The sequence below is a fragment of the Ruegeria sp. HKCCD7559 genome (genome assembly GCF_013110575.1).
Taxonomy (GTDB): domain Bacteria; phylum Pseudomonadota; class Alphaproteobacteria; order Rhodobacterales; family Rhodobacteraceae; genus Ruegeria.
On record NZ_WVQU01000004.1, the window covers coordinates 241,112 to 266,610 of the forward strand.

Below are 25,499 nucleotides of genomic sequence, written 5' to 3' on the forward strand. Positions count from 1 at the left end.
GGCAGGGGTTCGTAGGTATCACTGATCCGATGACGTTCGCGGATCGTAACTGTCTGCATAAGTGAACCGAATTTCACTGGAGCAGAGTGACAATCGAAAGGAAATGAGATGACTTTGAAATTGGCTCTCATCACTACTGTCGCAACCGTGGTCGCGGGATCGGCAATGGCACAATCCTCGGGCAACTGGACCGGGTTTTATGGCGGTCTGCAACTGGGTTATGCCGATGTAGACACCAGCCTGTCGGGTGTCGATGGCGATGGCGTGATCGGTGGTATCATCCTGGGCTATGATTATGATCTGGGCGACTGGGTCGTTGGCGGCGGATTTGACTATGACTGGACTGACGTGGGTCTGTCCGGCGCCGCAACTGTCGAAGATGTCTGGCGGCTGAAAGCGCGCGCCGGCTACAAGGTAAACCCGCAAGGTCTGCTGTACGGCACGGCAGGCTACGCCGAAGCGAGCACCGACACCTTGGGCAGTGATGACGGGTGGTTCATCGGCGCAGGCTATGAACAGATCGTAGCACCGAACGTGAGCGTCGGTGGAGAGTTGCTGTACCACGAATTCGATAACTTCAACGGAAACAATGTGGATGTCGACGCAACCACATTGCAGGTTCGTGTCTCTTACCGGTTCTGACCTGCTTATTGGACCCGGCTTTTCAAGCCGGGTCTCAGTTCAAAGGTCCAGAATTGTGCTGCCGGTCGTCTGCCGCGCTTCTAACGCGCGATGTGCATCGGCGATCTGGTCAAGTGCAAAGCGCTGATCGATGTGGATCTTGACTTCTCTGCCCTCGACCTTGCCGAACAAGCGGCGCGCCATTGCCTGACAGACGGAGTGGTCCGCAATATGGGTGAACAAAGTGGGGCGGGTGATCTTGAGCGATCCTTTCTGGCCCAGAACACCAATATCGAATGGCGGCACCGGCCCCGAGGCGTTGCCGAAGGAAATCATCATTCCCAAGGGTTTCAGGCAGTTCAACGATCCTTCGAACGTGTCCGCCCCCACGGAATCCATAACCACATCCACACCCTTGCCTTTGGTGATCTCGGCCACCCGTTCGGCGAAATTCTCAGAGCGGTAGTTGATGCAATGCGCGGCCCCGTTGAACCGGGCGAGGCTGCATTTCTCGTCGGTTCCCGCCGTGCCAATCAGAGTAATCCCTTCTGACTTCGCCCATTGGCAGGCGATCAGTCCGACCCCACCCGCCGCTGCGTGGAACAGCACCGTATCCCCGCGTTTCAGCGGAGTGGTTCGGTGAAACAGGTATTCAACTGTCAAACCCTTCAACATCATTGCCGCAGCAGCGTCGAAAGAGATGCCATCCGGCAAAGGGCACACCTGTGCCGCAGGCATTACGCGGGCCTCGCAATACGCGCCGGGTGGGGCTGCCGCATACGCGGCCCGCTGACCGGGTTGCAGGTGCGTTACCCCTTCCCCAACGGCCTCGACGACACCCGCCGCTTCCATCCCCAACGCATGGGGGAGTTCCAGGGGATACAATCCAGTGCGTTGATAAACATCGATGAAATTAAGACCGCAGGCATGATGACGGATACGTATTTCACCCGGTCCGGGGTCGCCCAATGGCCTGTCTTCGATCCGCAGAACCTCGGGCCCGCCGAATTCGTGCAATACCACCGTTTTCGCTGTTGTCTGCATCCTGACCTCCTCTTGCCTGACATCAAGCTAACATGACTGCGATGCGGAGCAATCGTCCGATATCAGAGTGTTGATCAGGATTCCGCCAAACTGTGCTATACTGCGATCAGGCGTTGTCGGCTGGTCCGGCCACGGACAACTTTATGCCGGATCCATTCCGCGGCGCAAATCTCGCTAGGAAAGGGGATGAAAATGGCTAAAACAATCGGAAATCCGATCAGTTGGGCAGCCCAGAATCTGGGGGCGGCCAGTGATCATGTCTCGGATAGCGTTTCAAAACTCGGAAGCGCAGATACCAAGCATTTGCCGATGGTGCAGACATTGACGATGCAAGATCTGCGCGCCTGTCTGAAGGCGGGGTATCACGACTTTGTCGAAACACGGGCGGATGCCATATTCATTGTGCTGATCTACCCGATCGCGGGACTTTTGATGTTCGGCTTTGCCCTGAACGTCAACATGGTGCCACTTCTGGCGCCTCTGATCGCCGGTTTTGCCTTGATCGGTCCAGTCGCAGCTGTGGGGCTGTATGAGATCAGCCGCAAACGAGAACAAGGCAGCACGGTGCATTGGCTGGATGCGTTCGGTGTATTCCGCTCTCCGGCTTTCGGCGCAATTCTGGTTTTGGGCTTCTATCTGGTGATGCTTCTGCTGATCTGGCTGATGGTGGCGCAGAGCATTTACACGCATACAATGGGGCCAGAAGCCCCCGCGTCACTTGGCACTTTTGCCAAGCAGGTCGTCACTACGGTTGCAGGCTGGACCATGATGGTTGTCGGACTCGCCGTTGGGTTCGTGTTCGCTCTTTGCGCTCTGGCGATCAGCGTCGTCAGCTTTCCGTTGCTTCTGGACCGGCAAGTCGGATTGCCGGTGGCGGTCGTGACGTCGTTTCGCGTGTTGCGTCACAACCCCGGCGTCATCTTGACCTGGGGGTTCATCGTGGCGGCCCTTCTGTTTGTGGGTGCCCTGCCGATGCTGTTGGGCCTGATCATAGTGATGCCGGTTCTGGGCCATGCCACATGGCACCTGTACCGCCGCGCGGTTGCGTGAACGCGCGGGTCTGCCCCGCGCGCGCAGAGTTCAGCCTGCCACGTTCAGGACGATCTTGCCAATATGGCCCGAGCTTTCCATGCGTGCATGGGCGGCCGCAGCCTCGGCCAGATCATATTCGCTGTCCATGACAGGCGCAACCTTGCCAGCCTCAAGCAGAGGCCAGACAGCTTCGCGCAGGTCCTGCGCAATCCGGGCCTTGGCCAGATCGCTTTGCGGGCGCAGGGTGCTGCCGGTCAGGGTCAGGCGCTTGACCATCATCAGCGCAAAGTTCAGCTCGACCACCGGGCCTTGCAGAAACGCGATCTGGACCAGCCGCCCATCCTCGGCCAGAGCTTTGACGTTGCGCTGGATATAGTCGCCTCCGACCATGTCGAGGATCAAGTTTGCCCCACCTTCGGCCCGCATGACGGCCACAAAATCCTCATCGCGGTAGTTGATCGCCCTTTCCGCACCCAGCTTGACGCAAGCCTGACATTTTTCATCCGACCCTGCGGTGGCAAAAACGCGGGCGCCAAAGGCATTGGCCAACTGGATGGCCGTCGTGCCAATCCCGCTCGAGCCGCCATGGACCAGAAATCGTTCACCGGCCTTCAGCCCGCCCCGCGTAAACACGTTGGACCAGACGGTGAAAAAGGTCTCGGGCAGGCAGGCCGCCTCTTTCATTCCCATGCCGGCAGGAACCGGCAGGCAATGGGCAGCAGGGGTGGCGACATATTCGGCATAGCCGCCGCCCGGCAGCAACGCGCAGACCTGATCCCCGACGGACAGTCCTTCGACCCCGGCCCCGATCGAGACCACTTCGCCCGAAGCCTCAAGCCCCGGCAAGTCGCTGGCGCCGGGCGGCGGATCGTAAGCGCCCGCGCGCTGCAACGCATCCGGACGGTTCACACCGGCATAGGCCACTTTCAGAACGACCTGCCCCGCACCCGGTTCGGGAATCGGTCGCTCGGTCAGTTGCAAAACATCGGGACCACCCGGTTCGGTGATCTCAACAGCGCGCATCATCTGGGTCATAGGCACCTCCTTTGCCCAATGCCTAGCAGGCATCAGGGCCAAGGCCCAGCACCAAGACGCGCTACTTTCGGGGGTTCAGCATTCCCGGAAGATCGGCCCGCATTTTTACCGGAGCCTTCACCTGACCCGCCAGCCAGTTCGGAACCGCCAGGAACGGTTTCAACACCGGGTTGTCGCGCAACTGCGCCTTGAGCTTTTCAAACTCCATGACATTTGCGATCCGGCGATCCAGAAACTCCCACGTGTTCTGATGATCCGGGCTGTCATCGCCCAGCCAAAACAGCAGGGTCGAGGAATAGACACCCGACAAAGTGGCCCGCTTCGTGTACCAGTTCACATCATCCGAGCTGTCGCCCAGCGCATCCCAGATCAGATCGCAGGTCTGCCAAACCGCCTTGGCACCGTCGGCCGCATGGGTTGGCAGGGAAAACAGCGTCATGCCCCGGCGCACCAGTTCTTTGTCCTCGACGGCCTGCAACCGGAACCGAACCGCAGCTGCAATCCTGTCGCGGAATTTCAGTTCGCTCAGGTCCTCGGACCTGATGCGGTCCAGCATCGCCTGATCCCCGCGCGCGTGGTAGGCCAGCGCCAGATCCACCGCGCCGCGCGGACAAATCGCGCGTGCCAGACCGTCATCCAGACCACAGTCGGAAATGGAGGCGCGGAAACTGGATTCCGACCACCCATCGAAGGGAACATGGATCAGCATCGCATCCAAAAGCCGCTGTTTTGCATCTTCATATGTGGTCGTCATGGCGGTTCTCCGGTTGTCGGGCCCAGTACTAGACAAGTTAGAGCGGCTTTGCTATACGGCCAACTCCTGCAATTTCCTTGCAACTCTATCTAGAAAGGTGGTGACAACCACATGCAGGTTAGTGTTCGCGACAACAACGTCGATCAGGCGCTTCGTGCCCTGAAGAAAAAGCTGCAGCGCGAAGGCGTGTTCCGTGAAATGAAGCTTAAGCAACATTTCGAGAAACCGTCCGAGAAAAAAGCGCGCGAGAAGGCTGAAGCGATCCGTCGTGCCCGTAAACTGGCACGTAAGAAAGCACAGCGCGAAGGTTTGCTCTAAGACCTTTGGTCTCGTCCAGCTTTGGATGACACTATTTGACGACCCCCGAGGCATCGCCCGGGGGTTTGTCGTTTCGGGGATCGGTTTCAATCCGCCGACTCGTGGTACCGGCTGTGCGGCAAGCCGCCATTTCCTCACCAGCAACATTTTGCCCGGCATTTTGCAGCGCAGCGAATCCCGCACCGGTAGCATCGCGCCGCCAAAACTCGCCTGAAGTAAACCACCCCCTACCACCATCGATATCCCGACCTCTAAGTGAGCCCGTCCGGAAGGACACAAACACAAACGGAGGCAAAAATGTCGACTGCAAGTACATTCGAACGCGAGATGCTGGAGCTGATCAACCAGGAACGCACATCCCGCGGGCTCAACCCGCTTCAGCTTGAGACGCAGCTGAACGATTCATCCGAAGATCACAGCACCTGGATGCTGGACACAGACACGTTCAGCCACACCGGTTCGGGCGGTTCCAGTGCGACCCAGCGGATGCAAAACGCCGGGTTCGATCTTGAGGGCAACTGGCGAACCGGCGAAAACATCGCATGGCAGTCCGAACGCGGGCAGCCCGGCATCAGCGATGACGTGGCTCAGTTGCACCAGAACCTGATGAACAGCCCGGGCCACCGCGCCAATATTCTGAACCCGGATTTCAAATATATCGGGATCGGTATCGAAACCGGCGATATGCAGGGTTTTGATGCGGTGATGGTCACCCAGAACTTTGCCGCAACCGACGCGGCAGTCATGCTGGACAACGGCAATACGAACACACCGCCCGTTCCGCCAACCACGCCGGACGAAGTTGCCGTTCCGGAAGAGCCGGAACCTGAAACACCTGACACCGACGTCACCGAGACAGAAGAGCCGGAACCCGAAACACCTGACACCGACGTCACCGAGACCGAGGAACCGGAGCCCGAAACACCCGACACCGACGTCACCGAGACCGACGAACCGGAGCCCGAAACACCCGACACCGACGTCACCGAGACCGAGGAACCGGAGCCCGAAACACCCGACACCGACGTCACCGAGACCGAAGAGCCGGAACCCGAAACACCTGACACCGACGTCACCGAAACCGAAGAACCGGAGCCCGAAACACCCGATACCGACGTCACCGAGACCGAGGAACCGGAGCCCGAAACGCCGGACGTGGACGTGGTTGACGGCGGTGAGGCCGAGACGTTCTGCTTTGACGTTCAGGCCTTCCTGGATGAAATCGCCAGTTTCCTCGAAAACCTGCAAGCGCAGTTTGACGAGTTCAACTGGGGTGACGATATGAACGGCGACACGGACGTGGCGGACACCGATGATATCGACATGATGCCGACCGTCGACGTCACGCCGGAAACGGAATCCGAGCCTGCGGGTACCGAAACAGCCGACGTCGATGACTGTGACATCACAATGGTCAACTTCTTCCACTTTGACTGCATGATGGATGCAGCCTGATCAGTTGACCCTGTGCGAGGCCGGCCGTGTCGGCCTCGCATATTCCGGCTCAGAGCCTGATTTTGCTTCAGTAGATCTTTGGTACATAAAGTTCATCCGGCAAAACGCGGCGTTCGTATTCCGGGTTGTACTTGCGATCGGGCAGATTGACCTTTTCCTGAGGCACGTCCTCGTAAGGGATTTTTGTCAAAAGATGCTCGATACAGTTCAGCCTTTCGCGTTTTTTGTCATTGCCTTCGACGATGTACCACGGGGCCTCGGGAATATTGGTTCGGAAAAGCATATCCTCTTTGGCCTTTGTGTAGGATTCCCAGCGGATGCGGGATTCCAGATCCATCGGTGACAGCTTCCATTGCTTCATCGGATCGTGAATACGCATGAGGAATCGCAACTGCTGTTCCTCATCCGTGATCGAGAACCAGTACTTCAGCAGAATGATCCCTGACCGCACCAGCATCCGTTCGAATTCCGGAACGTCCTGAAAGAATTGTTCAACCTGGTCCTCGGACGCAAAACCCATCACTCGCTCGACGCCGGCCCGGTTGTACCAGGAGCGGTCGAACAGAACGATTTCACCCGCCGCCGGCAGATGCGGTACGTAGCGCTGGAAATACCACTGGCTTTGCTCTCGGCGGCTGGGTGCCGGCAATGCCACCACGCGCGCGACGCGCGGGTTCAGACGCTGGGTGATCCGCTTGATCACGCCCCCTTTACCGGCACTGTCACGGCCTTCAAACAGGATACAGACCTTGGCTCCGGTATGCTGTACCCAGTCCTGAACCTTGATCAGTTCGGCTTGCAGGCGCAGCAGGTTGCGGAAGTAAACCTTGCGATCCAACATGTCCGGATGCTGTTCCCGATAGATTTTGCGGACTTCCATCGACAGCATCGGCTCACTGAATTCTATCTCGAAATCTTCGTCCAGCGTGTCCTCCAGCTCGGCTTCCAGCCAGTCTTTGGGGGCGCCAGTGTTTTCGTTGTCCAAGGTCAGCTCCTTCTCGGTCTTCGGGTTCGGACCATATCGAGCCCGTGTTACCGTCTGATGTCACCAGATGAATTGATGCGAGGGTCACGAGTCCTGCGGCTGTTGTCACGCCTACAAATCAGGTCCAGCGCGGGTATACGGTCTTTCCCCTGAATTTGTACATCTGGCCCGCGGGATACAAGCGTCTGAATTGACGCAATGCACGGCGCTTGGCCATGGCTGCTTGCATTGCCTCGTTTTGGTGCGGCATCACGGTGCGCATGACAAAGACGAGGCGATTGTGACATTCCTTCTTTCCGTGATGCCAGCGATCTGGCCCTGGCTTGTTCTGATATCAGCGCAATTGATGGTGCTGACCCGGCGGACAGGCATCGGCTTTTCGTTGCTGGCTTTGTTCATCAGCATTGCCTCGGCGACAGGATTGATGTCACCCATGGCGATCGCCGCGGTGGCCTTTGGTCTGGTCGGAGCTTCGTTGCTGCCCCATCTGAAAGGATGGCCTGCTGTCGCCGGACACCTGTTGTTGAACCTGTGGTGCCTGGTCATGGGTGCCCATCTGCTGCCGGGATTCGAAAATTTGAAAATTCTGGATCAGGTACAGGCAGGTGCGGGAAGCGCCAGTTTCACCCTGCATCTGAACCTGGACAAACCGATGGTCTTCTTTGCCGTTCTTCTGGCCTGGCCCCGGATGCTGCGCGGCAAAACGCAGATCAAACGCACGGCTTTGCTGGCAGGGTTGCTGCTCTTGCCGGGGCTGTTTCTGTTGGGGCTTGCCTTTGGCGCGGTGCAGCCGGAATTTTCGGTCCCGCCCTGGTGGCTGGTATTTACCCTGTCCAACCTGTTTCTGACCTGCCTGACGGAAGAAGCCTTCTTTCGTGGCTATCTGCAATCGGCCATCTCCTCGCGCTTCGGGGCCGCTTGCAGCGTGATCGCAGCCAGCCTGCTGTTCGGACTGGCCCATGTCGCCGGGGGTACGGCGCTGGTGGTTTTTGCTTCCATTCTCGGGCTGGCCTGCGGATTGGGATACTATGCAACCAGACGCCTGTGGGTGCCTGTGATGATGCATTTTGGGTTCAACCTGACCCACCTTTTTCTGTTCACCTATCCCGGGTCTTTATGACAATCAGACGGGCAAGGCAGTGGTCTTGAACACGGTACGCAAGGCAAACGAGCTTTGCATTTGCGCCACCCCGGGCAGGCGCGACAGGTATTGCCGATGGATGCGGGCGAAATCTTCGGTGTTTTCCGCCACAACTTTCAGAATGTAATCCGCCGTACCGGCCATCAGATGGCATTCCAGCACATCCGGTATCCGGGCTACCGCCTTTTCAAACGCATCCAGAACCTCTTCGGCCTGACCCTGTAGCGTGATCTCGACAAAGACCGTTGTCGGCACGTTCATCTTCCGCGCATCCAGCAGCGCCACGTAGTTGCGAATGTAGCCTTCAACCTCCAGCCGCTGAACACGCCGGTGGCAAGCCGACGGAGACAGGTTGACCTGTTCAGACAATTCCGAATTCGACATCCTGCCGTTTTTTTGCAGTGCCGCCAGAATCTTTCGATCAGTCGTATCCAAGCTCATTTGCGCAAGTCCTTTGCGATATTTTTACACATTGCGCGAAATTCTTCCAAAGAAAAACGCATTGACACGTTTTCTTTCACAGAAATTGCGCGACAAAATGCACATAATTTAAGCAGCTTATGAACGGAGAGCCCAATGAAAATCGGTTGCCCCAAGGAAATCAAACCTCAGGAATTCCGCGTCGGGATGACGCCCAATGCTGCTCAGGAAGCAGTTGCACGTGGTCACGAAGTCCTGATCGAATCCGGCGCAGGCATCGGCGCGGGATTTGACAACGACGCCTATGTCGCGGCTGGCGCACGTATCATCGACACTGCGGAAGAGGTGTTTGCCACCGCCGACATGATCGTCAAGGTCAAAGAACCCCAGGCCGTGGAACGCAAGATGCTGCGCGAAGGGCAGCTGCTGTTCACCTATCTGCACCTGGCTCCGGACCCGGATCAGACGCATGACCTGCTGGAATCGGGTTGTACTGCCATCGCCTATGAAACTGTGACCGATGCGAACGGCGGCCTGCCCCTGCTGGCACCGATGTCCGAAGTCGCCGGTCGTCTGGCCCCTCAGGTCGGATCGTGGACCCTGCAAAAGGCCAATGGCGGGCGCGGCGTGCTGATGGGTGGCGTACCCGGTGTCGGCCCTGCCAAAGTGGTCGTAATCGGCGGCGGCGTCGTAGGAACCCATGCGGCGAAGATCGCCGCCGGTATGGGCGCGGATGTCACCGTTCTGGATCGCTCTTTGCCGCGGCTGCGCTATCTGGACGACGTCTTTGGCGGCACCTTCAAGAACCAGTATTCGACCGCAGGTGCCACGGCCGAGCTGATCCAGGATGCCGATATGGTCATCGGTGCCGTTCTGATCCCCGGCGCTGCGGCCCCAAAACTTGTCTCGCGCGCCCAGCTGTCGACGATGAAACCCGGTGCCGTTCTTGTCGATGTTGCCATCGATCAGGGCGGGTGCTTCGAAACGTCGAAAGCCACCACCCATGCCGACCCGATCTACGACGTCGACGGCATCATGCACTACTGCGTTGCCAACATGCCGGGCGCGGTGGCGCGCACCTCGACCATCGCCCTGGGCAACGCAACAATGCCGTTCATGCTGTCTCTGGCGGACAAAGGCTGGAAACAGGCGTGTCAGGACGATCCGCATCTGCTGGAAGGTCTGAACGTCCACGCTGGCAAGCTGACCTACTATGCGGTCGGCAAGGCCCTTGGTATTGACGTCGTCTCGCCCAACGTGATCGTCAAGTCGTAACCACTCCTGCCCCTGAAATCGTTTTTGAAAAGCGGTTTCCAGCGTTGGGCATAGCGCCACGCCACAGGCGTGGCGCGGTTGGACTCAAAGCGATGGTTTGAACAAAGAAAAGGGCACCGCGCCCTTGCGCGGTGCCCGGCCCAACGGGAGGAGGGCATTTTCGAATGCCCGATCGACGGGCGGGAGCCGTCACCCCTGTTTCTGGATCTCCACAGAATGAGGGTAAGGGATCGAAATACCCTTGTCGTCAAAGGCTTCCTTGATCGTTTTCGTCAGCTCGAATTTGACATCCCAATAGTCTGGCGCCGAGCACCACAGCCGTGCTGTCAGATCCACCGAACTGTCACCCAGGTTCGTTACCCGAACCCAGGGTTCCGGGTCGCTGTGAATGCGGCTGTCCGCTTTGGCCACATCCAGAATGATCTGCATGGCTTTGTCAGCGCTGTCACCATAGTCGATTCCGAATACCAGATCGACACGACGCGTGTCATGGGCAGAGTAGTTCGTGATGATCGAGCCCCATGCCTGACCGTTCGGAACGATGATCTGCACGTTGTCCGGCGTCACCAGTTCGGTGGTGAACAGGTTCAGGTCCTTTACGGTGCCCGACGTGCCGCCGATATCAACAAATTGACCCAGCTTGTAGGGCCGGAAGACAACCAGCATCACACCGGCCGCCAGATCGCTGAGCGTGCCTTGAAGCGCCAGGCCGATAGCCAAGGACGCAGCACCCAGAATGGCGACGATGCTGGTGGCTTCAATTCCGAAGATGCCTAGAACCGCAACCAGAACCATGGCCAGAATGGCCCATTTGACCAGGCTTGCCATAAAGTTCCCAAGCGTCGGATCAATATGCGGCGTCGAATTGATCCGGCGGCGAACCATGCCCCCGATTGCACCAGCCACGATCCAGCCCAGGATCAGAACGACAAGCGCCTTGACGGCACTCATGATCAGCGGGGCAAATGCACCCACCTGTGTTACGACCTCATCCACGCCCATCTCCTTTCAACAGCAAGAAACCCGCGAGGTTTTCGCGGGGGTCACCAGATTGTGAGCCAAGTTTGGCTTCCGGTCTAGGTGCGAGTTTCGTGGGATTTCCCCTTTGTTCGTCAGAAAACACGGCCTGACCGGAAATGCACATCGCCAAGGGCTTAAATAAATCAGGCGTGGCCCCTAGCTTTTACAGGGACAGCCAAACAGGAGCCCCCAATGCTGGACAACGAACCGCATCCGATCATGGCGCGCTGGCCCGCGCAATCCCCGGACAGGATTCAACTGTATTCCTATCCGACTCCAAACGGCGTGAAGGCGTCGATCATGCTGGAGGAAACCGGCCTGCCCTATGAGCCCCATCTGGTGACGCTGTCGGATGCGGATGTCAAAAGCCCCGAGTTTCTGTCGCTGAACCCAAACAACAAAATCCCAGCCATAATCGATCCCAACGGGCCGGACGGTGAGCCGCTGGCCCTGTTCGAAAGCGGGGCAATCCTGCTGTATCTGGCCGAGAAATCAGGCATGTTGCTGGGACAAAGCGCAGCAGACAAGCATCGCATTACCCAATGGCTGATGTTCCAAATGGGGGGCGTGGGGCCAATGTTTGGCCAGCTTGGCTTTTTCTACAAATTCGCGGGCAGCGAAATCGAAGACCCCCGACCGCGCGAACGCTATATCAACGAGGCCAAACGCCTTTTGAACGTGGTCAACACGCAACTGGAAGGGAAAGACTGGATCGCCGGCGATTACTCCATCGCCGATATCGCTCTTGCCCCCTGGTTGAATGCTCTGGACTTCTACGGCGCGAAAGAGGTTGTTGGCTGGGACGGCTACGCCAATGTCGTCGCCTATGTCGACCGTTTCATGCAACGCCCGGCGGTGCAGCGCGGCAAGACCATACCCGCACGCGCTTAATCTGTTTCACGATTGGAAGGGTGCCAAAATTGGCACCCTCTTCGCAAAGCTCAGCCCGGCAGTGCACCCGTCAGCACATACCGCAGGATTTCGACAACCTGCGCGGGCTTTTCCGCCACGGCCAGCGCGGCTGCATCCACTTCTTTCAACGCGTGCTGATGCTCGGGACCGTGCAGCACGATAATGGATTTACCCAGCGCTGCGGCATAGCCCGCATCAAAAGCTGCGTTCCACTGTTTGTACTTGTCGCCAAACCGGACAACCACCACGTCGGCATCCGAAATGCCCTTTCGGGTCCGGATCGCGTTGACCATCGCCCCCTTGTGGTCATGCCAGTATTTGTTCGGCTCTTCCCCCAGAATGGCAACGCCGCAATCGTCGCTTGCCGCGTGGTCCGTCACCGGGCTGTTGAATGTGATGTCCAACCCCTGCGCGCCGTCGATGATCTGTTCGCGCCAATCGGTGTGGATTTCGCCAGAGAGGTACACGTTCAGCATCTTTCGTCCTCCGTAAACACGGAAAGGGCGCCACCGCCCCTTCATCTTTTCTGAAATACTACCGCCGGAGGCGGTCCTGCATCAGCCCCGCAGAACACCGCCGGTTGCCTTGGTGACCTTGGCGATGATCTTTTCGGCCACCGCTTCGATGTCCTTTTCCTTCAGCGTCTGCTCTGTCGGCTGCAAACGTACCGTTATGGCCAACGATTTTTTACCTTCACCCAGGCTGCCGCCGATGAATTCGTCAAAGACACGTACATCTTCGATCAGCGCCTTGTCGGCACCTGCCGCCGCGTTCACCAATGTCAGCGCCTCGACGTTGTCATCAACGACAAAGGCAAAGTCACGTTCAACCGCTTGCAAGTCACGCAATTCCAATGCGGCACGTGTGGCGCCGGACTTGCGGGGCAAGGGAACCTCGTCAGGCCAGATCGTAAAGGCCATTGCCGGACCCTTGATATCCATCGCCTGCAACACGCGCGGGTGCAGCTCACCAAAAACACCCAGCACCTTTTTGGGACCCAGACAGATCTTGCCGTGACGACCCGGATGCCACCAGGCATCGCCGTCGCGCAGAATCTGCACCTTGGCCGGTGCTCCGATCGCCGCAAGAACGGCCTCGGCATCCGCCTTGGCATCAAAGACATCCACCGGGCGCGAGGCCCCGTGCACATCCTTGGGGCCGTTGCGGCCAACCAGCAGGCCGGCGATCTGGGTTTTCTGCTCGCCGGGTTCGCCATCATGGAAAACGGGGCCAACCTCGAACAGGGCGACGTCGGCGTATCCGCGTGCCTGATTGCGGGCTGCGGCCTGCAACAATCCGGGCAGCAGATCGGGGCGCATGTGACTCATCTCGGACGAGATCGGGTTTTCAAGCATGGTCGCGTCATCCCCGCCACCGAACAAAGCAGCCGAAGCCTGATCGATGAACGTATAGGTGACGCATTCGTTGTAACCCAGCGCGGCGCAGGTGCGGCGCGCCATGGACTGGCGGCGCTGCGTCGGTGTCATCACCGGCTTGGGAATACCATCGGTGACACGCGGCAAGGGTTTGCCCTGCAACTTGGTCAACGAGGCGGTCCGTGCGACCTCTTCCACCAGATCGGCCTCACCCATGATATCGGGGCGCCAGCTGGGCACGTGGGCCATCTCGCCCTCCAGACGGAAACCCAGACGGGTCAGCGTTTGACGCTGCTCGCTTTCGGGAATGTCCATCCCGACCAGAGACTGCACCCGTTCGGCATCCAGCTTGTACGCACGCGCGTGGTTCGGCGCTTTGCCCGCCTCGACCACTTTGGACGCTTCGCCGCCGCAGATGTCCAGAATCAACTGGGTTGCGTGCTCGAGCCCTTCCAGCGTGTATTCAGGGTCCACGCCGCGTTCGAACCGATACCGCGCGTCCGAATTGATTTTCAGCGCCCGACCCGTCAGCGCGATCTGCACATGATCCCAGAACGCGCTTTCCAGGAAGACGTTCACAGTATCCTCGGTGCAGCCAGTTTCCTGACCGCCCATGATGCCTGCGATGGATTCCGGGCCTTTGTCATCGGAAATAACCATCATGCCGGGCTGTAGCGTGTATTCCTTCTCGTCCAGCGCCACCAGGGTTTCACCGCCTTTGGCGCGGTGAACGCGAAGGTTGCCCTGCACCTTGTCCGCGTCAAACACATGCAGCGGGCGGTTATGGTCAAAGGTCATATAGTTGGTGATATCCACCAGCGCCGAAATCGGACGCAGACCAATCGCCTTCAACTGATCCTGCAACCATTGCGGGCTGGGGCCATTCTTCACACCACGGATCAGACGGCCGGTGAAATGCGGCGCGCCGTCCAGCGTGTCGTCGTCAATCGTCACCTTGATCGGGCTTTCGAAATCTCCGGGCACCGGCACGTAGTCGCGCTGTTTCAAAGTGCCGATCCCACGCGCCGCCAGATCACGCGCGATGCCTTCCACGCCCAGCGCATCGGGCCGGTTGGGAGTGATTGCGATCTCGATCACGGGATCGACTTTCGACGGGTCATTCTCGGCAAGCCAATCAACGAACCTGTCACCGACCTCGCCCGAGGGCAATTCGATGATGCCGTCATGTTCGTCCGACAATTCCAGCTCGCGCTCGGAAGCCATCATCCCAAAGCTTTCGACGCCGCGGATCTTGCCAACGCTGATCGTCAGGTCCAGACCGGGGATATACATGCCCGGTTTACAGACGACGACAGTGATCCCTTCGCGGGCGTTTGGCGCGCCGCAGATGATCTGCAACTCGCCTTCATCCGTGTCCACCTTGCAGACACGCAGCTTGTCGGCGTCAGGGTGTTTTTCCGCGTGTTTCACATAGCCCAGCGTAAAGTCCTTGAGCTTGTCAGCCGGGTTGATGACCTCTTCGACCTCAAGGCCAAGGTCGGTCAGCGCCTCAGTGATCTCATCAACCGACGCATCGGTGTCGAGGTGGTCTTTCAGCCAGGACAGAGTGAATTTCATTGCTCGGGGCCTTTTTTGGCAGATATCCAGTCGGCACAGGCAATGACAAAGAATGGGCCGGGGTGCAAGCGCCCTGCGTCACGGATAGGTAGGGGTGCGGCCCAAAAGCTCGTCCAGCTGCCGTCCGATCCAGCCGTGTGGGATGAAATGCCCACCCGGATGCGTGTCCAGTGAAACCTGCCCCTGCGTGCAATCGGTCCACTCCACCCGGCTGAGCGTCAGGATCGGCACCACGCTCCAATCGCCACGCGGCGTCGCTGTTTCGCAGCCGAATTTCTGCCGCCACAGCGCCACCGGATAGGTCGTGTCCCCTCCCGGGCCAAAGGGGAAGTCCATTACGGTATCGCTGGTTCCGTGCACATGGCGCACCTCGGCCGGGGCCTGCGGGCAGTGCTCAGTCTGACGAATGGTGCCTGCAATGCCCAAGAGCGCGGCAGTGTCATTGCCCGACTGGCAGACATAACGCCACGCCATCGCGCCGCCAAAGGAATAGCCCGAGACATAGATGCGATCCGGGTCAATCGGATAGCGTTGGGCTACATCCTCAAGCACCCGATCAGCAAAAGGCACGTCGCCCGTGTCCGAGGTCCAGAAATCCCAGCTTTTGCCCAACCCGTTCGGAGCCACCAGCAGCACACCGCGCAGCTTTGTGGCTCCGGCGATGCGCTCGTGGTTCACCACCACGGTCCCCTGCCGTGCCCAACCGTGGAAATGTAGCAACACCGGCAGAGGCGTTTCGCCGTCCCACCCATCCGGCTCTAACACATGATACGAGCGGTCCCCGACCTGACAGGCGGTATCACCGTGGCAGGTATCCACGGCAACGGCTTGGGTGGCGGTCAGCAGGAGAAGGCAGAGCAGTCGGTAAATCATCTGCCGAACCCTAACGAGCCTGCGCCCGCTGTCACGTCACAACCCCGTGCGAGATTGTGACAAGCCGCGCTGTCGCCAGACCGCGGGGTGGCGATCCGTGGTTTGAGTTGGGCGGTTTATGATTGCCAAATCCGCGCGCTGTTCGAGCGTTGTACTTGCGGAGACAAATCGCCAGCCCGTACGGGCGGTCTGGCGATAGCGCGGCGGCCTATCGGCCTTTGCTCCGCGCATTCTACTTCCGGAATTCTTTCAAGAGCTTTCTAGTCTTCTGAAGCTGCTCATTCTCGTCTTGGCGGCGAGTTTTGTCCTTTAACCAAACGTCCCCGGCGATTTGCAAAAAGTGCATTACAGGAAGAACAACTACGACTGTGAACAAGTAGCCGAACAACTCCCCGCCAAACCCGAAAACCAAGAGCATTGCGACAAATGAGAGCGTGAACAATCCAAATATTTGCCACAACCGAATACCTTTGGCGCGCCTTTTGCACCAATCGACATAACGCGCCAGAAATAAACCCAACGGGTACACTTACCGGCTCAAACCACCATGCAGGTTCGGCATATCCAGCGCTGCGAACCCGTAGTGGCGCAGCCAGCGCAGGTCGGAATCAAAGAACGCCCGCAGATCGGGAATACCGTATTTCAGCATCGCCAGACGGTCGATGCCGATGCCAAAGGCAAAGCCCTGATAGACCTCGGGGTCGATGCCACCGGCGGCGATCACCTTGGGGTGGACCATGCCCGAGCCCAGAATCTCCATCCAGTCGTCGCCCTCACCGATCTTCAGCTGACCATTGTCCCAGGAACAGCGGATATCGACCTCGGCCGACGGCTCGGTGAAGGGGAAGTGCGAGGCGCGGAAGCGCAGTTCGACATCGTCGACCTCGAAGAACGCCTTCACGAATTCTTCCAGAACCCATTTCAGGTTCGCCATCGAGATGTCCTTATCGATGGCCAGCCCTTCGACCTGATGGAACATCGGCGTGTGAGTCTGATCATAATCGGCGCGATACACACCGCCCGGACAGATGACGCGGATCGGCGCGCCCTGTTTCTCCATCGACCGGATCTGCACAGGGGATGTGTGCGTCCGCAGCACATGCGGCGGGCGATTGTCGCCTTCGGCACGGTGCATGTAGAACGTGTCCATCTCGGCCCGCGCGGGGTGGTGGCCGGGGATGTTCAGGGCGTCGAAGTTGTGCCAGTCGGTTTCGATCCGCGGCCCTTCGGCCACCGAAAAGCCCAGTTCGGCAAAGATCGCGGTCAGTTCCTCGGTCGCCTGGCTGACCGGGTGGATCGAGCCCTGACGACGCGCGCGGGTCGGCAGGGTGACGTCCAGCCATTCGGTGCGCAGACGTTCATCCAGCGCGGCATCGGCCAGAGCGGCCTTTTTGGCGGACAGGGCCGAGTTGATCTCATCCTTCAGGGCATTCAGCGCGGGGCCTGCCACCTGGCGTTCCTCGGGCGTCATTTTGCCCAACTCGCGCATCTTCAGCGCGACCTCGCCTTTTTTGCCCACGGCGGCGACACGGATCGCCTCAAGCGCGTTCTCGTCGCCTGCCTCGGCGATTTGGCCCAGATATTTTGCCTTAAGATCGTCCATGACGCCCTCTGAATTTGGTCGCCAACCTGCTATCGGGCCAGCCCCGCGAATGCAAGCGGGACCGGGCGGATCAATAGCTGTATTCGGGGAAAATCCGGGTCAGATCACCGTTCCAGTCGCCGTTGTAGTGTTCCAGCAACTCATCCGCAGGCACTTTCCCGCTTTGGATGCTGTCCTTGAGCGCGTTGAGGAAATGGGTCTCGTCCGGAACCAGGCCACCGGCACCGGGATAGGCGCGGGCTTTCAGGCCGGCTTCGGAGATCGCCACAACCTCACGCGCCAGATCGTGCATGTTGATGGTGCCGACCTTCGCTTGCAGACCGTCTTTGGCAGCCGCGACACGCAGCGCCTCGCGGGTCTCGGTATCCCAGCCTTTGACCAGATCCCAGGCCGCGTCCAGGGCCGTTTGATCGTAAGTCAGGCCAACCCAGAAGGCGGGCAAGGCACACAGACGACGCCATGGGCCGCCATCGGCCCCGCGCATTTCCATGAATTTCTTGATCCGCGCCTCGGGGAAGGCGGTGGTCAGGTGGTCGGCCCAATCGCTGAGCGTGGGCGTTTCACCCGGCAGAGCGGGCAGTTCGCCTTTCAGGAAGTCGCGGAACGACATGCCCAGCGCATTGATGTACTGGCCATCGCGATAGACGAAATACATCGGAACATCGAGCGCGTATTGCACGTAGCGCTCGAACCCGAAGCCGTCTTCGAACACGAAAGGCAGCATGCCCGTACGCGCATCGTCCAGATGCCGCCAGATGTAACTGCGCCAGCTTTTCTGGCCATTTACCTTGCCTTCGAAAAAGGGCGAGTTCGCAAACAACGCCGTTGCCACCGGCTGCAAGGCCAACGCCACGCGCAGTTTCTGCACCATGTCGGCCTCGGACCCGAAATCGATGTTGACCTGAACCGTGCAGGTCCGTCGCATCATGGCGCGGCCCATGGTGCCGACCTTTTCCATATAGTCATTCATCAGCCGATACCGCCCCTTGGGCATCAGCGGCATTTCCTCATGTGTCCAGGTCGGTGCCGCGCCCAGACCGATGAAACCCACGCCGATCTCATCAGCGATGTCCTTCACCTCGCGCAGGTGGGTGTTCACCTCATCACAGGTTTCGTGGATGGTCTCGAGCGGAGCACCCGACAGCTCCAGCGCGCCGCCCGGCTCCAGGCTGACATTGGCGCCATCCTTTTCCAGACCGATCAGATGACCCGCTTCACGGACTTCGGCCCAACCGTGCCGGTCGCGCAGGCCCTCCAACACCGCCACGATGGATCGCGCACCCTCAAACGGCAACGGTTTCAGCGTGTCTTTGCAGTAGCCGAATTTCTCATGCTCGGTGCCGATGCGCCAGTCTGCCTTGGGCTTGCAGCCCGACTCCAGATATTCGGCCAATTGCTCGTGGCGTTCGATTGGTCCGCCGCCGGACTGGGGGATGGACATGAGACCCGTGCTCCGATCCTGATGTGTCTGTCTTTTGGCCAGTCGTGGGGGCAAACCGCGCCAGTGTCAATGCAGCCGAAGGTGTGGAGGGCGCGAGGGCGTACGCTCCCAAATCACGACCGGATGGGCCGATCCACCGTTCAGTTCGGCCAGCATATGCTCGGTTTTCAGACCCGGCAGCGCCGAGAAGACATCGAACAGCGCCTCGGCCCCTTCCGCATTCACAGGAATGTGAAGCACCGCCTGACCCGGTTGTTCCAACACCCAATGCGCCGGCGTCGAGGTCGGATCAAGCGCCAGCCGCTCAATCTCGCGCGTGGCGATGGTGCCGCCATCCAGTGGGCCGAAATAGGTGATCTGACCTTCATCGACGGTCACGACACCCTGTCCGCCAGTGCCGGTTCTGAACCTTGCGCGCTGCACCCCGATCACCGCCAGGGCGATTGCGACAGCGACAAGCAGCCAGCCGATCCACCCCAGCAGACCACCGGGCCCGTTGATCCAGCTGAGACCGAGGATCAGGACAAACCCGGCAACCAGCACTTCGCGCCAGCGCCACAGGGCCAGTTTTGCCTCGGGTCGGATGAAACTCATGACAAAGCCTCGAACGCAAACGAAACCGAGTAACGAACCAACGTTAGGTTGGGGACTGCCTTTGAGGCCGAGATCGTGCGCCGGTCAAACTCATGAGCGACGATAATCCCTCTGACGGCTTCTTCGCCTTCCTCGACCAAATCACCCATGTACCCCAATATCTGGGCGACAACCTTCGAATCGGTTTTGCCGGCTTTCAACTCCACAACGACCAGGCTGCCATCCGCGCCGCGGCACAGAATATCGATAAAGCCCGAGGCCACTGCCCGTTCAGCACCGTCATCCACGATTTCGAATCCGGTATCCAACAAAGAGATATTTTGCCGAATTGCGGTTTGCATATCTCGCTCAAGCGTAAACCGCTGCCTTTCAGGCTTCGTCTGTCCTGTAGTTTCAAGTCTTTCGTTCGCGGCTGTCAAACTGGTTCCAGCTTGGATTTCACGCAAGAACCGTGCGTAGCGCTGAACTGCGTTCTTGTAGGATTGCAACCCGTTTCGCAGATTTCCATTGATCGGAATCCGTGAGGGGTTCTCTTTGTCGCTGCGCTCGTCCGAAGTCGAATAGCTCAGACTTGCCAGAACGTCTTCCAGTTTCCCAAGGTCAAAGGCTTCGTCCAATGAGCCATAATGCGCTTCGACTTTCTGGACCCGGTGAATTTGAGCGACACAGGTGTTTTCTGCATAGCCCTCGGCAACAAGCCAATCCCGATATTGCGCTTTCATTGTTCCAACCTAACCCCAATCCCCCAGCGCCTGCTGCCACATGGTCAATGCAGCCACCGCTGCCGTGTCGGCCCGCAGGATACGAGGGCCAAGGCTGACCACATGCGCGAATGGCAACCCTGTCAGACGCGCGCGTTCCCTGTCCGAAAACCCGCCTTCCGGGCCGATGAGAATCGCCCAGGGCCGTCCTTTTTCATTGGCGGCCAGTCGCAGGGCCGATCCAACCTCGGCTTCGTTGCAGAACATCAGTTGCCGATCTTCGGGCCATGCATCCAGCAGCCGACCCAACCGCTGCAAATCGGCAACCTCGGGCACGAAGGTTCCGCCGCACTGCTCGGCCGCCTCGACGGCATGGGCCTGCAAGCGGTCCTGACGGATGCGTTCGGAATTGGTGAACTCGGTCTGAACAGGCAGGATACGCGCCGCACCCATTTCGGCGGCTTTTTCCACGATGAAATCGGTGCGGGCCTTTTTGATGGGCGCGAACAGGAACCACAGATCGGGCGGCAACTGCAACGGTTTCGTCTGTTCAAGGCAAGTCAGCGTCCCGCCGCGTTTTCCCGCCTCGGAGACTTCGGCCAACCACTCTCCGTCCTGTCCGTTGAACAGGGCGACCTGCCCTTTGACCGCAAGGCGCATGACACCAAAGAGGTAGTGCGCCTGGCCGCGCGTCAAAGGAACCGATTGCCCCTGACCCAAGGGCTGCTCTACATACAGTCTGATCTTCGCACTCATGAGACCCTACATATGCAAGGCAATGCCCCAACACCAGATGGTCAAGTCGCCGATGCCGTCAGCGGCAACTGGGTCGACACCCACGCCCCGGCCTTTGCCCGCCCCTATCTGCGCCTCAGCCGCGCGGACCGGCCCATCGGGACATGGCTGCTGCTGATTCCCTGTTGGTGGGGGCTGGCGCTGGCGATCCTGCATGATGGTCAGCCGCGTTGGGAAGATCTGTGGATCGCCGTGGGATGCGCATTTGGGGCCTTTCTGATGCGGGGCGCCGGTTGCACGTGGAATGACATTACGGACCGGGAATTCGACGGGCAGGTCGAACGCACACGCTCGCGCCCGATTCCGTCGGGTCAGGTCAGTGTCCGGCAGGCCGTGGTCTGGATGATCCTGCAATGCATTCTGGCGCTTGGTATCCTTCTCAGCTTCAATCAGGCGGCAATCGCAATGGGTGTTCTGTCCCTGCTGCCCGTGACGATCTATCCGTTTGCCAAACGATTTACCTGGTGGCCTCAGGTGTTTCTGGGGCTGGCCTTCAACTGGGGTGCCCTTCTGGCCTGGGCGGCGCATAGCGGTTCCGTGGGGTGGCCTGCGGTGACGCTTTACCTGTCTGGAATCGCGTGGACCCTGTTCTACGATACCATCTATGCGCATCAGGATGCCGAGGATGACGAACTGATCGGCATCAAATCAACCGCTCGTCTGTTCGGAGCCGATACAGCGCGGTGGCTGAAGTACTTTTTGGTGGCGACCGTGTCGCTGATGGGGCTGGCCATCGTCGATGCAGGGGTGCCGGAGACCTCGATGCTGGCATTGGGTGTTGCGCTCTGTGGGCCTTGGGCAATGGGCTGGCACATGATGTGGCAACTCCGCGCGCTGGACATCGAAGACAATGCCAGGCTGTTGCAATTGTTCAGGGTCAACCGCGACACTGGCTTGATTCCGCTGATCTTCCTCTGCGTCGCCCTGTTGCTCTGATTGCACCTGCTGAACGTGGCCTGTAAAGATCGGCCCAACCGCCTGAGGAGTGTCAAACCCAAATATGCGTCTGCCGTATTTTATCGTTGTTTCCCTGATCTTTCTTGTATCAGCCGGGCTGTCGCTTTTGGCAGCCAGCTATGCCGTCACAAAGATCGAAGAGACATCGGAATTCGCCGTGCGCCGGGCGCTTGACCTCAAAGGGCACGACTGGGCCGAGGTCGAGTCGGACGGCTTGCGCGTGGTCCTGACCGGGATTGCACCCGATGAGGCGACACGGTTCAACGCACTGACCGCAGCCGGAACCGAGGTCGATGCGTCCCGCGTAATCGATGAAATGGAGGTTGAAGCGACCTCTGCCCTGGCGCCGCCGCGCTTTTCGGCGGAAATTCTGCGCAACGATCACGGCATCTCGATCATCGGCCTGATCCCGGCCAGCGAAGACAGAGATGCCCTGATCAGAAGGCTGGGCAACCTCGACCGCAACATCGCAGTTTCGGACCTGATGGAAACCGCGGATTACCCCAAGCCCGACGGTTGGGATGCCGCGATATCATATGCCATCGAGGCGCTGGCCAGCCTGCCACGTGCCAAAATTTCCGCAAACGCCGATTTGGTCAAAATCACTGCCATTGCGGACAGCCAACAGGAAAAACAACGTCTCGAACGCGATCTGACCCGCGCCGCGCCGCCCAGCCTGCGGATCGGGCTGGCGATCTCGGCACCTCGTCCCGTCATAACGCCCTTTACGCTGCGTTTTCTGATCAACGAAAACGGTGGGCAATTTGACGCCTGCTCGGCACAAGATGCAAAAGCACGCGACCGGATCGTGACCGCTGCGCGCGATGCCGGCTTGTCGGGAACATATTCCTGCACCATCGGTCTGGGCGAGCCCTCGCCACGCTGGCCCGAAGCCGCCGAGAAGAGCATTCAGGCACTGGCCAGAATCGGCAAAGGCTCGGTCACGATGTCGGATGCGGACATCACCCTGGTTGCGGCGCAAGGCACGGATCCAGCCTTGTTCGACCGGGTTGTAGGTGAACTTGAAACAGCGTTGCCTCAGGTCTTTGCCCTGCATGCCGTGCTGCCGGAACCTGAAACCAGCGAACAGACCGGACCCGTCGAGTTCTCGGCGACCCGCAGCCCCGAAGGGCTTGTGCAACTACGAGGGCGCCTGGGGGATGAAACGTTGCGGGACATGGTCGACAGCTATGCCCGCGCGGCCTTCGGCTCGGATCAGGTCTATACCGCGACCCGCATCGCACCGGGGCTTCCGGCAGATTGGCCGGTGCGTGTTCTGGCCGGCCTCGAGGCGTTGGCCCAGCTTCACAACGGGGCCCTGACCGTAACACCAGGCTCGGTCGAACTGACCGGCCTCAGCCATGAAGAGGATGCCAAGGCCCGTATCGCAGGTCAGTTGTCGGACAAGCTGGGCGAAGGGCAGGAATTCACCCTGACGATCACCTATCAGCCTCCGCCAGAGCCCGAAGACGCGCTGCCGGATCCTGAAGTCTGCGAAGCGCAGATCGCCGAAATCCAGACCGTCAGCAAAATTGCGTTCGAACCCGGATCAGCGACGATCGCATCCGACTCGCGCGATACGGTGAACCAGATCGCCGACATCCTGCGCGACTGCGGGCCGATCCGGCTGGAGATCCAGGGCCATACCGACAGCCAGGGCCGCGAAGAGATGAACCAGCAGCTCAGCCAGGCACGGGCGCAATCGATTCTGAACGAGCTGCGCGGGCGGCGCATTCCCACCAGCAGCTACACTGCCGTTGGATATGGTGAAACACAGCCCATCGCGGACAACGACACCGAAGAAGGCCGCGAAGCCAACCGGCGGATCGAGTTCCGGCTGATCCGTCCCGAGCCGGTCGAAGCCTCCGAAACAGGTCTCGAAGCGCTCGAGGCTGAGGCCGAGGCTGGGGCTGAGGCTGACGCGCCTGAAACGGATCAGACCGAATCGACCGCACCAGACACGGACGCAGAGGACCAGTAAGTTGAACAGAACCGAATTCATCATTGCCACAGCCGTCATCCTGTTTGCGGCCTTCTGCATGGGCTGGTTTGCCAACTGGCTGGCACACCGCCTGTCCCGCGTCCGCCAAAGCGACGTTGCCGATCTGGATCGCATGAGCCAGGAACTGCACGAAGCGGAAGAAACCCGCGATCAGGCCATAACCTATCTTCAGCAACGTGAAGCCGAGCTGACCAACCAGCTGACCCAGACAGAGGCAGAACTGGCCGCAGCCATGGACGGTCTGCGCGCCGCGCGGCAAGAGGCCGAGGAAATGCGCGGTCGGATCAACAACGCCGACTAGACGCTACAGTATCAGTTCAGGTAAACGACAGCCTCAACTTCGAACAGCATCGGTTCGATTGCCAGCTTTGGCACCGGAACCAGGGTTTGCGCTGGCAGAGTATCTCCAAACACGCGTTTGACGGCGTCAGTCAGCAGGCCGAGTTTCGACAAGTCGTGGTCCACCACGTAAACCGTCAACTTCACAACCTGATCGCACTGCGCCCCAAGCGCGTGGATCACCGCCTTGAGATTGGTATAGGCCTGTTCGACCTGCGCGCCGAAATCCGGCGACAACGCTCCGGTTTGATCCTGCCCACCCTGACCCGAGACAAAGGCCAACCGACCGGCGCCCGGGGTTACAACGGCGGTGCTATAGCCGTTCGGGGATGGGTCGTGGAGGTGTCCGGGATTGACGATCTGAGGACGCTGGGTCGTTTCGAGATTTTGTTTTTCAAGTGTCATGTTCGAAATCCTTGCTGAGGTGCAAGGACAGGTCTAGACGGTATTAGTGCCAAATTTTGTCACTGAATATGCTAGGTTGGGCTAATGAAAGCCGCGACCAGACAAGACGCCATCGCCCGTATCCTACGACGCAACAGCAGTTCCACCGTAGATGCGCTGGCCGCAGAGTTCGGCGTCTCGCACCGCACCATCCTGCGCGACATCGCTGCACTGCGTGATCAGGGATTTGTAATCTATTCCGAATGTGGCCGGGGTGGCGGGCTGCAACTTGATCCGCAATCCGTCCTAACAACCGCCCGGTTGTCGGCAACCGAGGTTTTTGCCCTGCTGCTCGGCGTGGCGTCAATGCGGGCGGCACGTGCATTGCCGTTCTCGGATCTGGCGGATGCAGGTCTGGCCAAGATCGAAAAATCCCTGCCAGCGGACCGGGTGCGCGATCTGCGTCGCTTTCTCGATTGCCTCTACGTTGGACAATTGTCGCCTCAGCAGAACCTGTCAGACCTCGGACCCATGGATGCGGCCCTTCTGCCCGCCTTCGAACAGGCGTTTCTGAACCGGCTTTACCTGCGCTTTGGTTATCGCGACGCCAAAGGGGTCCAGAGTTTTCGCGAAGTTGAACCGCAAGCTATGCTGATCCTGCCACCGCTCTGGTACCTGGTTGCCTGGGATCCGCAGCGAGATGATTTTCGGCATTTCCGCATGGACAGGATCAGCGACCTGGAATGCGTTGAGGGTGCCATGTTCCGCCGCAAGAGAGTTCCGTTCGAAGACGATGTTTGCCCGTTCAATGATCTGCCGAAATAAGGCCGCGTCAGCCGATCCG

Annotated in this window: 26 protein-coding genes; 11 read left to right on the forward strand and 15 right to left on the reverse strand. The window is 59.3% G+C overall.

The features are described from left to right. Nucleotides 1–108: 108 nt before the first annotated feature. Nucleotides 109–642 carry an outer membrane protein gene (locus GS605_RS13525; protein WP_171635050.1) on the forward strand — a complete coding sequence of 178 codons (534 nt, stop codon included), beginning with the start codon at nucleotides 109–111 and terminating at the stop codon, nucleotides 640–642. Between the two features lie 39 nt (nucleotides 643–681). On the opposite strand, the gene GS605_RS13530 is transcribed toward GS605_RS13525, so the two are convergent. Next, the gene (locus GS605_RS13530; protein ID WP_171635052.1) at nucleotides 682–1,665 is read right to left on the reverse strand and encodes a quinone oxidoreductase; all 984 of its coding nucleotides are present in this window, start codon (nucleotides 1,663–1,665) and stop codon (nucleotides 682–684) included. A 192-nt stretch (nucleotides 1,666–1,857) separates the two neighbouring features. On the opposite strand from GS605_RS13530, the gene GS605_RS13535 reads away from it, so the two are divergent. Continuing rightward, nucleotides 1,858–2,715 (forward strand): DUF2189 domain-containing protein, encoded by an 858-nt coding sequence (locus GS605_RS13535; protein WP_171724304.1) that lies wholly within the window; start codon nucleotides 1,858–1,860, stop codon nucleotides 2,713–2,715. A 30-nt stretch (nucleotides 2,716–2,745) separates the two neighbouring features. Here GS605_RS13535 and GS605_RS13540 read toward each other — a convergent pair whose 3' ends face one another. Further along, entirely contained in the window at nucleotides 2,746–3,732 is a 987-nt protein-coding gene (locus tag GS605_RS13540) for an NAD(P)H-quinone oxidoreductase (protein ID WP_171724305.1), read from the reverse strand. A gap of 61 nt (nucleotides 3,733–3,793) precedes the next feature. Next, nucleotides 3,794–4,486, reverse strand: coding sequence for a COQ9 family protein (locus GS605_RS13545; protein ID WP_171635060.1), 693 nt, complete (start codon nucleotides 4,484–4,486; stop codon nucleotides 3,794–3,796). Nucleotides 4,487–4,597: 111 nt separating this feature from the next. Between GS605_RS13545 and rpsU the strand changes: the two genes are divergently transcribed. Next, nucleotides 4,598–4,804, forward strand: a complete 207-nt coding sequence (gene rpsU / locus GS605_RS13550; protein ID WP_005614280.1) for a 30S ribosomal protein S21 — start codon at nucleotides 4,598–4,600, stop codon at nucleotides 4,802–4,804. Nucleotides 4,805–5,101: 297 nt separating this feature from the next. Next, complete coding sequence (locus GS605_RS13555; RefSeq protein WP_253283306.1) at nucleotides 5,102–6,259, forward strand: CAP domain-containing protein; 1,158 nt, start codon at nucleotides 5,102–5,104, stop codon at nucleotides 6,257–6,259. Between the two features lie 67 nt (nucleotides 6,260–6,326). On the opposite strand, the gene ppk2 is transcribed toward GS605_RS13555, so the two are convergent. Then, nucleotides 6,327–7,244, reverse strand: coding sequence for a polyphosphate kinase 2 (gene ppk2, locus GS605_RS13560; protein WP_371419726.1), 918 nt, complete (start codon nucleotides 7,242–7,244; stop codon nucleotides 6,327–6,329). Between the two features lie 280 nt (nucleotides 7,245–7,524). Here ppk2 and GS605_RS21270 point away from each other — a divergent pair, with 280 nt between their 5' ends. Continuing rightward, entirely contained in the window at nucleotides 7,525–8,364 is an 840-nt protein-coding gene (locus GS605_RS21270) for a CPBP family intramembrane glutamic endopeptidase (protein ID WP_171724306.1), read from the forward strand. Between the two features lie 3 nt (nucleotides 8,365–8,367). Here GS605_RS21270 and GS605_RS13570 read toward each other — a convergent pair whose 3' ends face one another. Beyond that, nucleotides 8,368–8,826, reverse strand: a complete 459-nt coding sequence (locus GS605_RS13570; RefSeq protein ID WP_152456756.1) for an Lrp/AsnC family transcriptional regulator — start codon at nucleotides 8,824–8,826, stop codon at nucleotides 8,368–8,370. Nucleotides 8,827–8,961: 135 nt separating this feature from the next. Between GS605_RS13570 and ald the strand changes: the two genes are divergently transcribed. Next, a complete protein-coding gene (gene ald, locus GS605_RS13575; protein ID WP_152456755.1) occupies nucleotides 8,962–10,080 on the forward strand; it encodes an alanine dehydrogenase in 1,119 nt (372 codons plus the stop codon). 189 nt (nucleotides 10,081–10,269) lie between these two features. Here the strand turns inward: ald and GS605_RS13580 are convergent, their stop codons facing one another. After that, on the reverse strand, nucleotides 10,270–11,031 hold the full coding sequence (locus tag GS605_RS13580; protein ID WP_245218130.1) for a mechanosensitive ion channel family protein: 762 nt from the start codon (nucleotides 11,029–11,031) through the stop codon (nucleotides 10,270–10,272). A gap of 261 nt (nucleotides 11,032–11,292) precedes the next feature. Between GS605_RS13580 and GS605_RS13585 the strand changes: the two genes are divergently transcribed. Then, nucleotides 11,293–11,991 carry a glutathione S-transferase family protein gene (locus GS605_RS13585; RefSeq protein ID WP_171635067.1) on the forward strand — a complete coding sequence of 233 codons (699 nt, stop codon included), beginning with the start codon at nucleotides 11,293–11,295 and terminating at the stop codon, nucleotides 11,989–11,991. A gap of 50 nt (nucleotides 11,992–12,041) precedes the next feature. On the opposite strand, the gene GS605_RS13590 is transcribed toward GS605_RS13585, so the two are convergent. The 8 genes from GS605_RS13590 to GS605_RS13625 all read right to left on the reverse strand — a co-directional run bounded on the left by GS605_RS13590 (nucleotide 12,042) and on the right by GS605_RS13625 (nucleotide 20,934). Beyond that, entirely contained in the window at nucleotides 12,042–12,488 is a 447-nt protein-coding gene (locus GS605_RS13590) for a YtoQ family protein (protein ID WP_171119768.1), read from the reverse strand. An 81-nt stretch (nucleotides 12,489–12,569) separates the two neighbouring features. After that, complete coding sequence (gene pheT, locus GS605_RS13595) at nucleotides 12,570–14,966, reverse strand: phenylalanine--tRNA ligase subunit beta (protein ID WP_171724307.1); 2,397 nt, start codon at nucleotides 14,964–14,966, stop codon at nucleotides 12,570–12,572. A gap of 78 nt (nucleotides 14,967–15,044) precedes the next feature. After that, complete coding sequence (locus GS605_RS13600) at nucleotides 15,045–15,839, reverse strand: PHB depolymerase family esterase (protein ID WP_171724308.1); 795 nt, start codon at nucleotides 15,837–15,839, stop codon at nucleotides 15,045–15,047. A gap of 529 nt (nucleotides 15,840–16,368) precedes the next feature. Beyond that, nucleotides 16,369–17,442 carry a phenylalanine--tRNA ligase subunit alpha gene (pheS, locus tag GS605_RS13605; RefSeq protein ID WP_171635078.1) on the reverse strand — a complete coding sequence of 358 codons (1,074 nt, stop codon included), beginning with the start codon at nucleotides 17,440–17,442 and terminating at the stop codon, nucleotides 16,369–16,371. Nucleotides 17,443–17,512: 70 nt separating this feature from the next. Beyond that, nucleotides 17,513–18,883, reverse strand: a complete 1,371-nt coding sequence (locus GS605_RS13610; protein WP_152456747.1) for a glutamate--cysteine ligase — start codon at nucleotides 18,881–18,883, stop codon at nucleotides 17,513–17,515. Between the two features lie 66 nt (nucleotides 18,884–18,949). Next, a complete protein-coding gene (locus GS605_RS13615; RefSeq protein ID WP_171724309.1) occupies nucleotides 18,950–19,477 on the reverse strand; it encodes a hypothetical protein in 528 nt (175 codons plus the stop codon). After that, complete coding sequence (locus tag GS605_RS13620; RefSeq protein ID WP_171724310.1) at nucleotides 19,474–20,199, reverse strand: endonuclease NucS domain-containing protein; 726 nt, start codon at nucleotides 20,197–20,199, stop codon at nucleotides 19,474–19,476. The genes GS605_RS13615 and GS605_RS13620 overlap by 4 nt, the downstream gene beginning before the upstream one ends. A gap of 9 nt (nucleotides 20,200–20,208) precedes the next feature. After that, a complete protein-coding gene (locus GS605_RS13625) occupies nucleotides 20,209–20,934 on the reverse strand; it encodes a 16S rRNA (uracil(1498)-N(3))-methyltransferase (RefSeq protein ID WP_171724311.1) in 726 nt (241 codons plus the stop codon). A 12-nt stretch (nucleotides 20,935–20,946) separates the two neighbouring features. On the opposite strand from GS605_RS13625, the gene ubiA reads away from it, so the two are divergent. The 3 genes from ubiA (at nucleotide 20,947) to GS605_RS13640 (ending at nucleotide 24,233) form a co-directional block, all read left to right on the forward strand. Then, nucleotides 20,947–21,909, forward strand: a complete 963-nt coding sequence (gene ubiA, locus GS605_RS13630; protein WP_171724312.1) for a 4-hydroxybenzoate octaprenyltransferase — start codon at nucleotides 20,947–20,949, stop codon at nucleotides 21,907–21,909. Nucleotides 21,910–21,973: 64 nt separating this feature from the next. After that, nucleotides 21,974–23,911, forward strand: a complete 1,938-nt coding sequence (locus tag GS605_RS13635; RefSeq protein WP_171724313.1) for an OmpA family protein — start codon at nucleotides 21,974–21,976, stop codon at nucleotides 23,909–23,911. A gap of 1 nt (nucleotide 23,912) precedes the next feature. Beyond that, nucleotides 23,913–24,233: a hypothetical protein gene (locus tag GS605_RS13640; RefSeq protein ID WP_117870533.1), complete on the forward strand. Its 321-nt coding sequence runs from the start codon at nucleotides 23,913–23,915 to the stop codon at nucleotides 24,231–24,233. Nucleotides 24,234–24,244: 11 nt separating this feature from the next. On the opposite strand, the gene GS605_RS13645 is transcribed toward GS605_RS13640, so the two are convergent. Next, entirely contained in the window at nucleotides 24,245–24,676 is a 432-nt protein-coding gene (locus GS605_RS13645; protein ID WP_171724314.1) for a RidA family protein, read from the reverse strand. A gap of 84 nt (nucleotides 24,677–24,760) precedes the next feature. Between GS605_RS13645 and GS605_RS13650 the strand changes: the two genes are divergently transcribed. Beyond that, a complete protein-coding gene (locus GS605_RS13650) occupies nucleotides 24,761–25,480 on the forward strand; it encodes a YafY family protein (RefSeq protein WP_171724315.1) in 720 nt (239 codons plus the stop codon). Nucleotides 25,481–25,499 lie beyond the last annotated feature (19 nt).

What these genes read in the sequence shown, in the direction of transcription:
- ald (WP_152456755.1), top strand. Translation starts at nt 8,962, where the DNA reads ATGAAAATCGGTTGCCCCAAGGAAATCAAACCTCAGGAATTCCGCGTC.
- pheS (WP_171635078.1), bottom strand. Translation starts at nt 17,442, where the DNA reads ATGGACGATCTTAAGGCAAAATATCTGGGCCAAATCGCCGAGGCAGGC.
- GS605_RS13650 (WP_171724315.1), top strand. Translation starts at nt 24,761, where the DNA reads ATGAAAGCCGCGACCAGACAAGACGCCATCGCCCGTATCCTACGACGC.
- GS605_RS13590 (WP_171119768.1), bottom strand. Translation starts at nt 12,488, where the DNA reads ATGCTGAACGTGTACCTCTCTGGCGAAATCCACACCGATTGGCGCGAA.
- GS605_RS13610 (WP_152456747.1), bottom strand. Translation starts at nt 18,883, where the DNA reads ATGTCCATCCCCCAGTCCGGCGGCGGACCAATCGAACGCCACGAGCAA.
- GS605_RS13585 (WP_171635067.1), top strand. Translation starts at nt 11,293, where the DNA reads ATGCTGGACAACGAACCGCATCCGATCATGGCGCGCTGGCCCGCGCAA.
- GS605_RS13625 (WP_171724311.1), bottom strand. Translation starts at nt 20,934, where the DNA reads ATGAGTGCGAAGATCAGACTGTATGTAGAGCAGCCCTTGGGTCAGGGG.
- GS605_RS13525 (WP_171635050.1), top strand. Translation starts at nt 109, where the DNA reads ATGACTTTGAAATTGGCTCTCATCACTACTGTCGCAACCGTGGTCGCG.
- ubiA (WP_171724312.1), top strand. Translation starts at nt 20,947, where the DNA reads ATGCAAGGCAATGCCCCAACACCAGATGGTCAAGTCGCCGATGCCGTC.
- GS605_RS13645 (WP_171724314.1), bottom strand. Translation starts at nt 24,676, where the DNA reads ATGACACTTGAAAAACAAAATCTCGAAACGACCCAGCGTCCTCAGATC.
- GS605_RS13615 (WP_171724309.1), bottom strand. Translation starts at nt 19,477, where the DNA reads ATGAGTTTCATCCGACCCGAGGCAAAACTGGCCCTGTGGCGCTGGCGC.
- GS605_RS13580 (WP_245218130.1), bottom strand. Translation starts at nt 11,031, where the DNA reads ATGAGTGCCGTCAAGGCGCTTGTCGTTCTGATCCTGGGCTGGATCGTG.
- GS605_RS13545 (WP_171635060.1), bottom strand. Translation starts at nt 4,486, where the DNA reads ATGACGACCACATATGAAGATGCAAAACAGCGGCTTTTGGATGCGATG.
- GS605_RS13570 (WP_152456756.1), bottom strand. Translation starts at nt 8,826, where the DNA reads ATGAGCTTGGATACGACTGATCGAAAGATTCTGGCGGCACTGCAAAAA.
- GS605_RS13535 (WP_171724304.1), top strand. Translation starts at nt 1,858, where the DNA reads ATGGCTAAAACAATCGGAAATCCGATCAGTTGGGCAGCCCAGAATCTG.
- GS605_RS13540 (WP_171724305.1), bottom strand. Translation starts at nt 3,732, where the DNA reads ATGACCCAGATGATGCGCGCTGTTGAGATCACCGAACCGGGTGGTCCC.
- GS605_RS13635 (WP_171724313.1), top strand. Translation starts at nt 21,974, where the DNA reads ATGCGTCTGCCGTATTTTATCGTTGTTTCCCTGATCTTTCTTGTATCA.
- GS605_RS13600 (WP_171724308.1), bottom strand. Translation starts at nt 15,839, where the DNA reads ATGATTTACCGACTGCTCTGCCTTCTCCTGCTGACCGCCACCCAAGCC.
- GS605_RS13530 (WP_171635052.1), bottom strand. Translation starts at nt 1,665, where the DNA reads ATGCAGACAACAGCGAAAACGGTGGTATTGCACGAATTCGGCGGGCCC.
- GS605_RS13555 (WP_253283306.1), top strand. Translation starts at nt 5,102, where the DNA reads ATGTCGACTGCAAGTACATTCGAACGCGAGATGCTGGAGCTGATCAAC.
- GS605_RS13620 (WP_171724310.1), bottom strand. Translation starts at nt 20,199, where the DNA reads ATGAAAGCGCAATATCGGGATTGGCTTGTTGCCGAGGGCTATGCAGAA.
- pheT (WP_171724307.1), bottom strand. Translation starts at nt 14,966, where the DNA reads ATGAAATTCACTCTGTCCTGGCTGAAAGACCACCTCGACACCGATGCG.
- rpsU (WP_005614280.1), top strand. Translation starts at nt 4,598, where the DNA reads ATGCAGGTTAGTGTTCGCGACAACAACGTCGATCAGGCGCTTCGTGCC.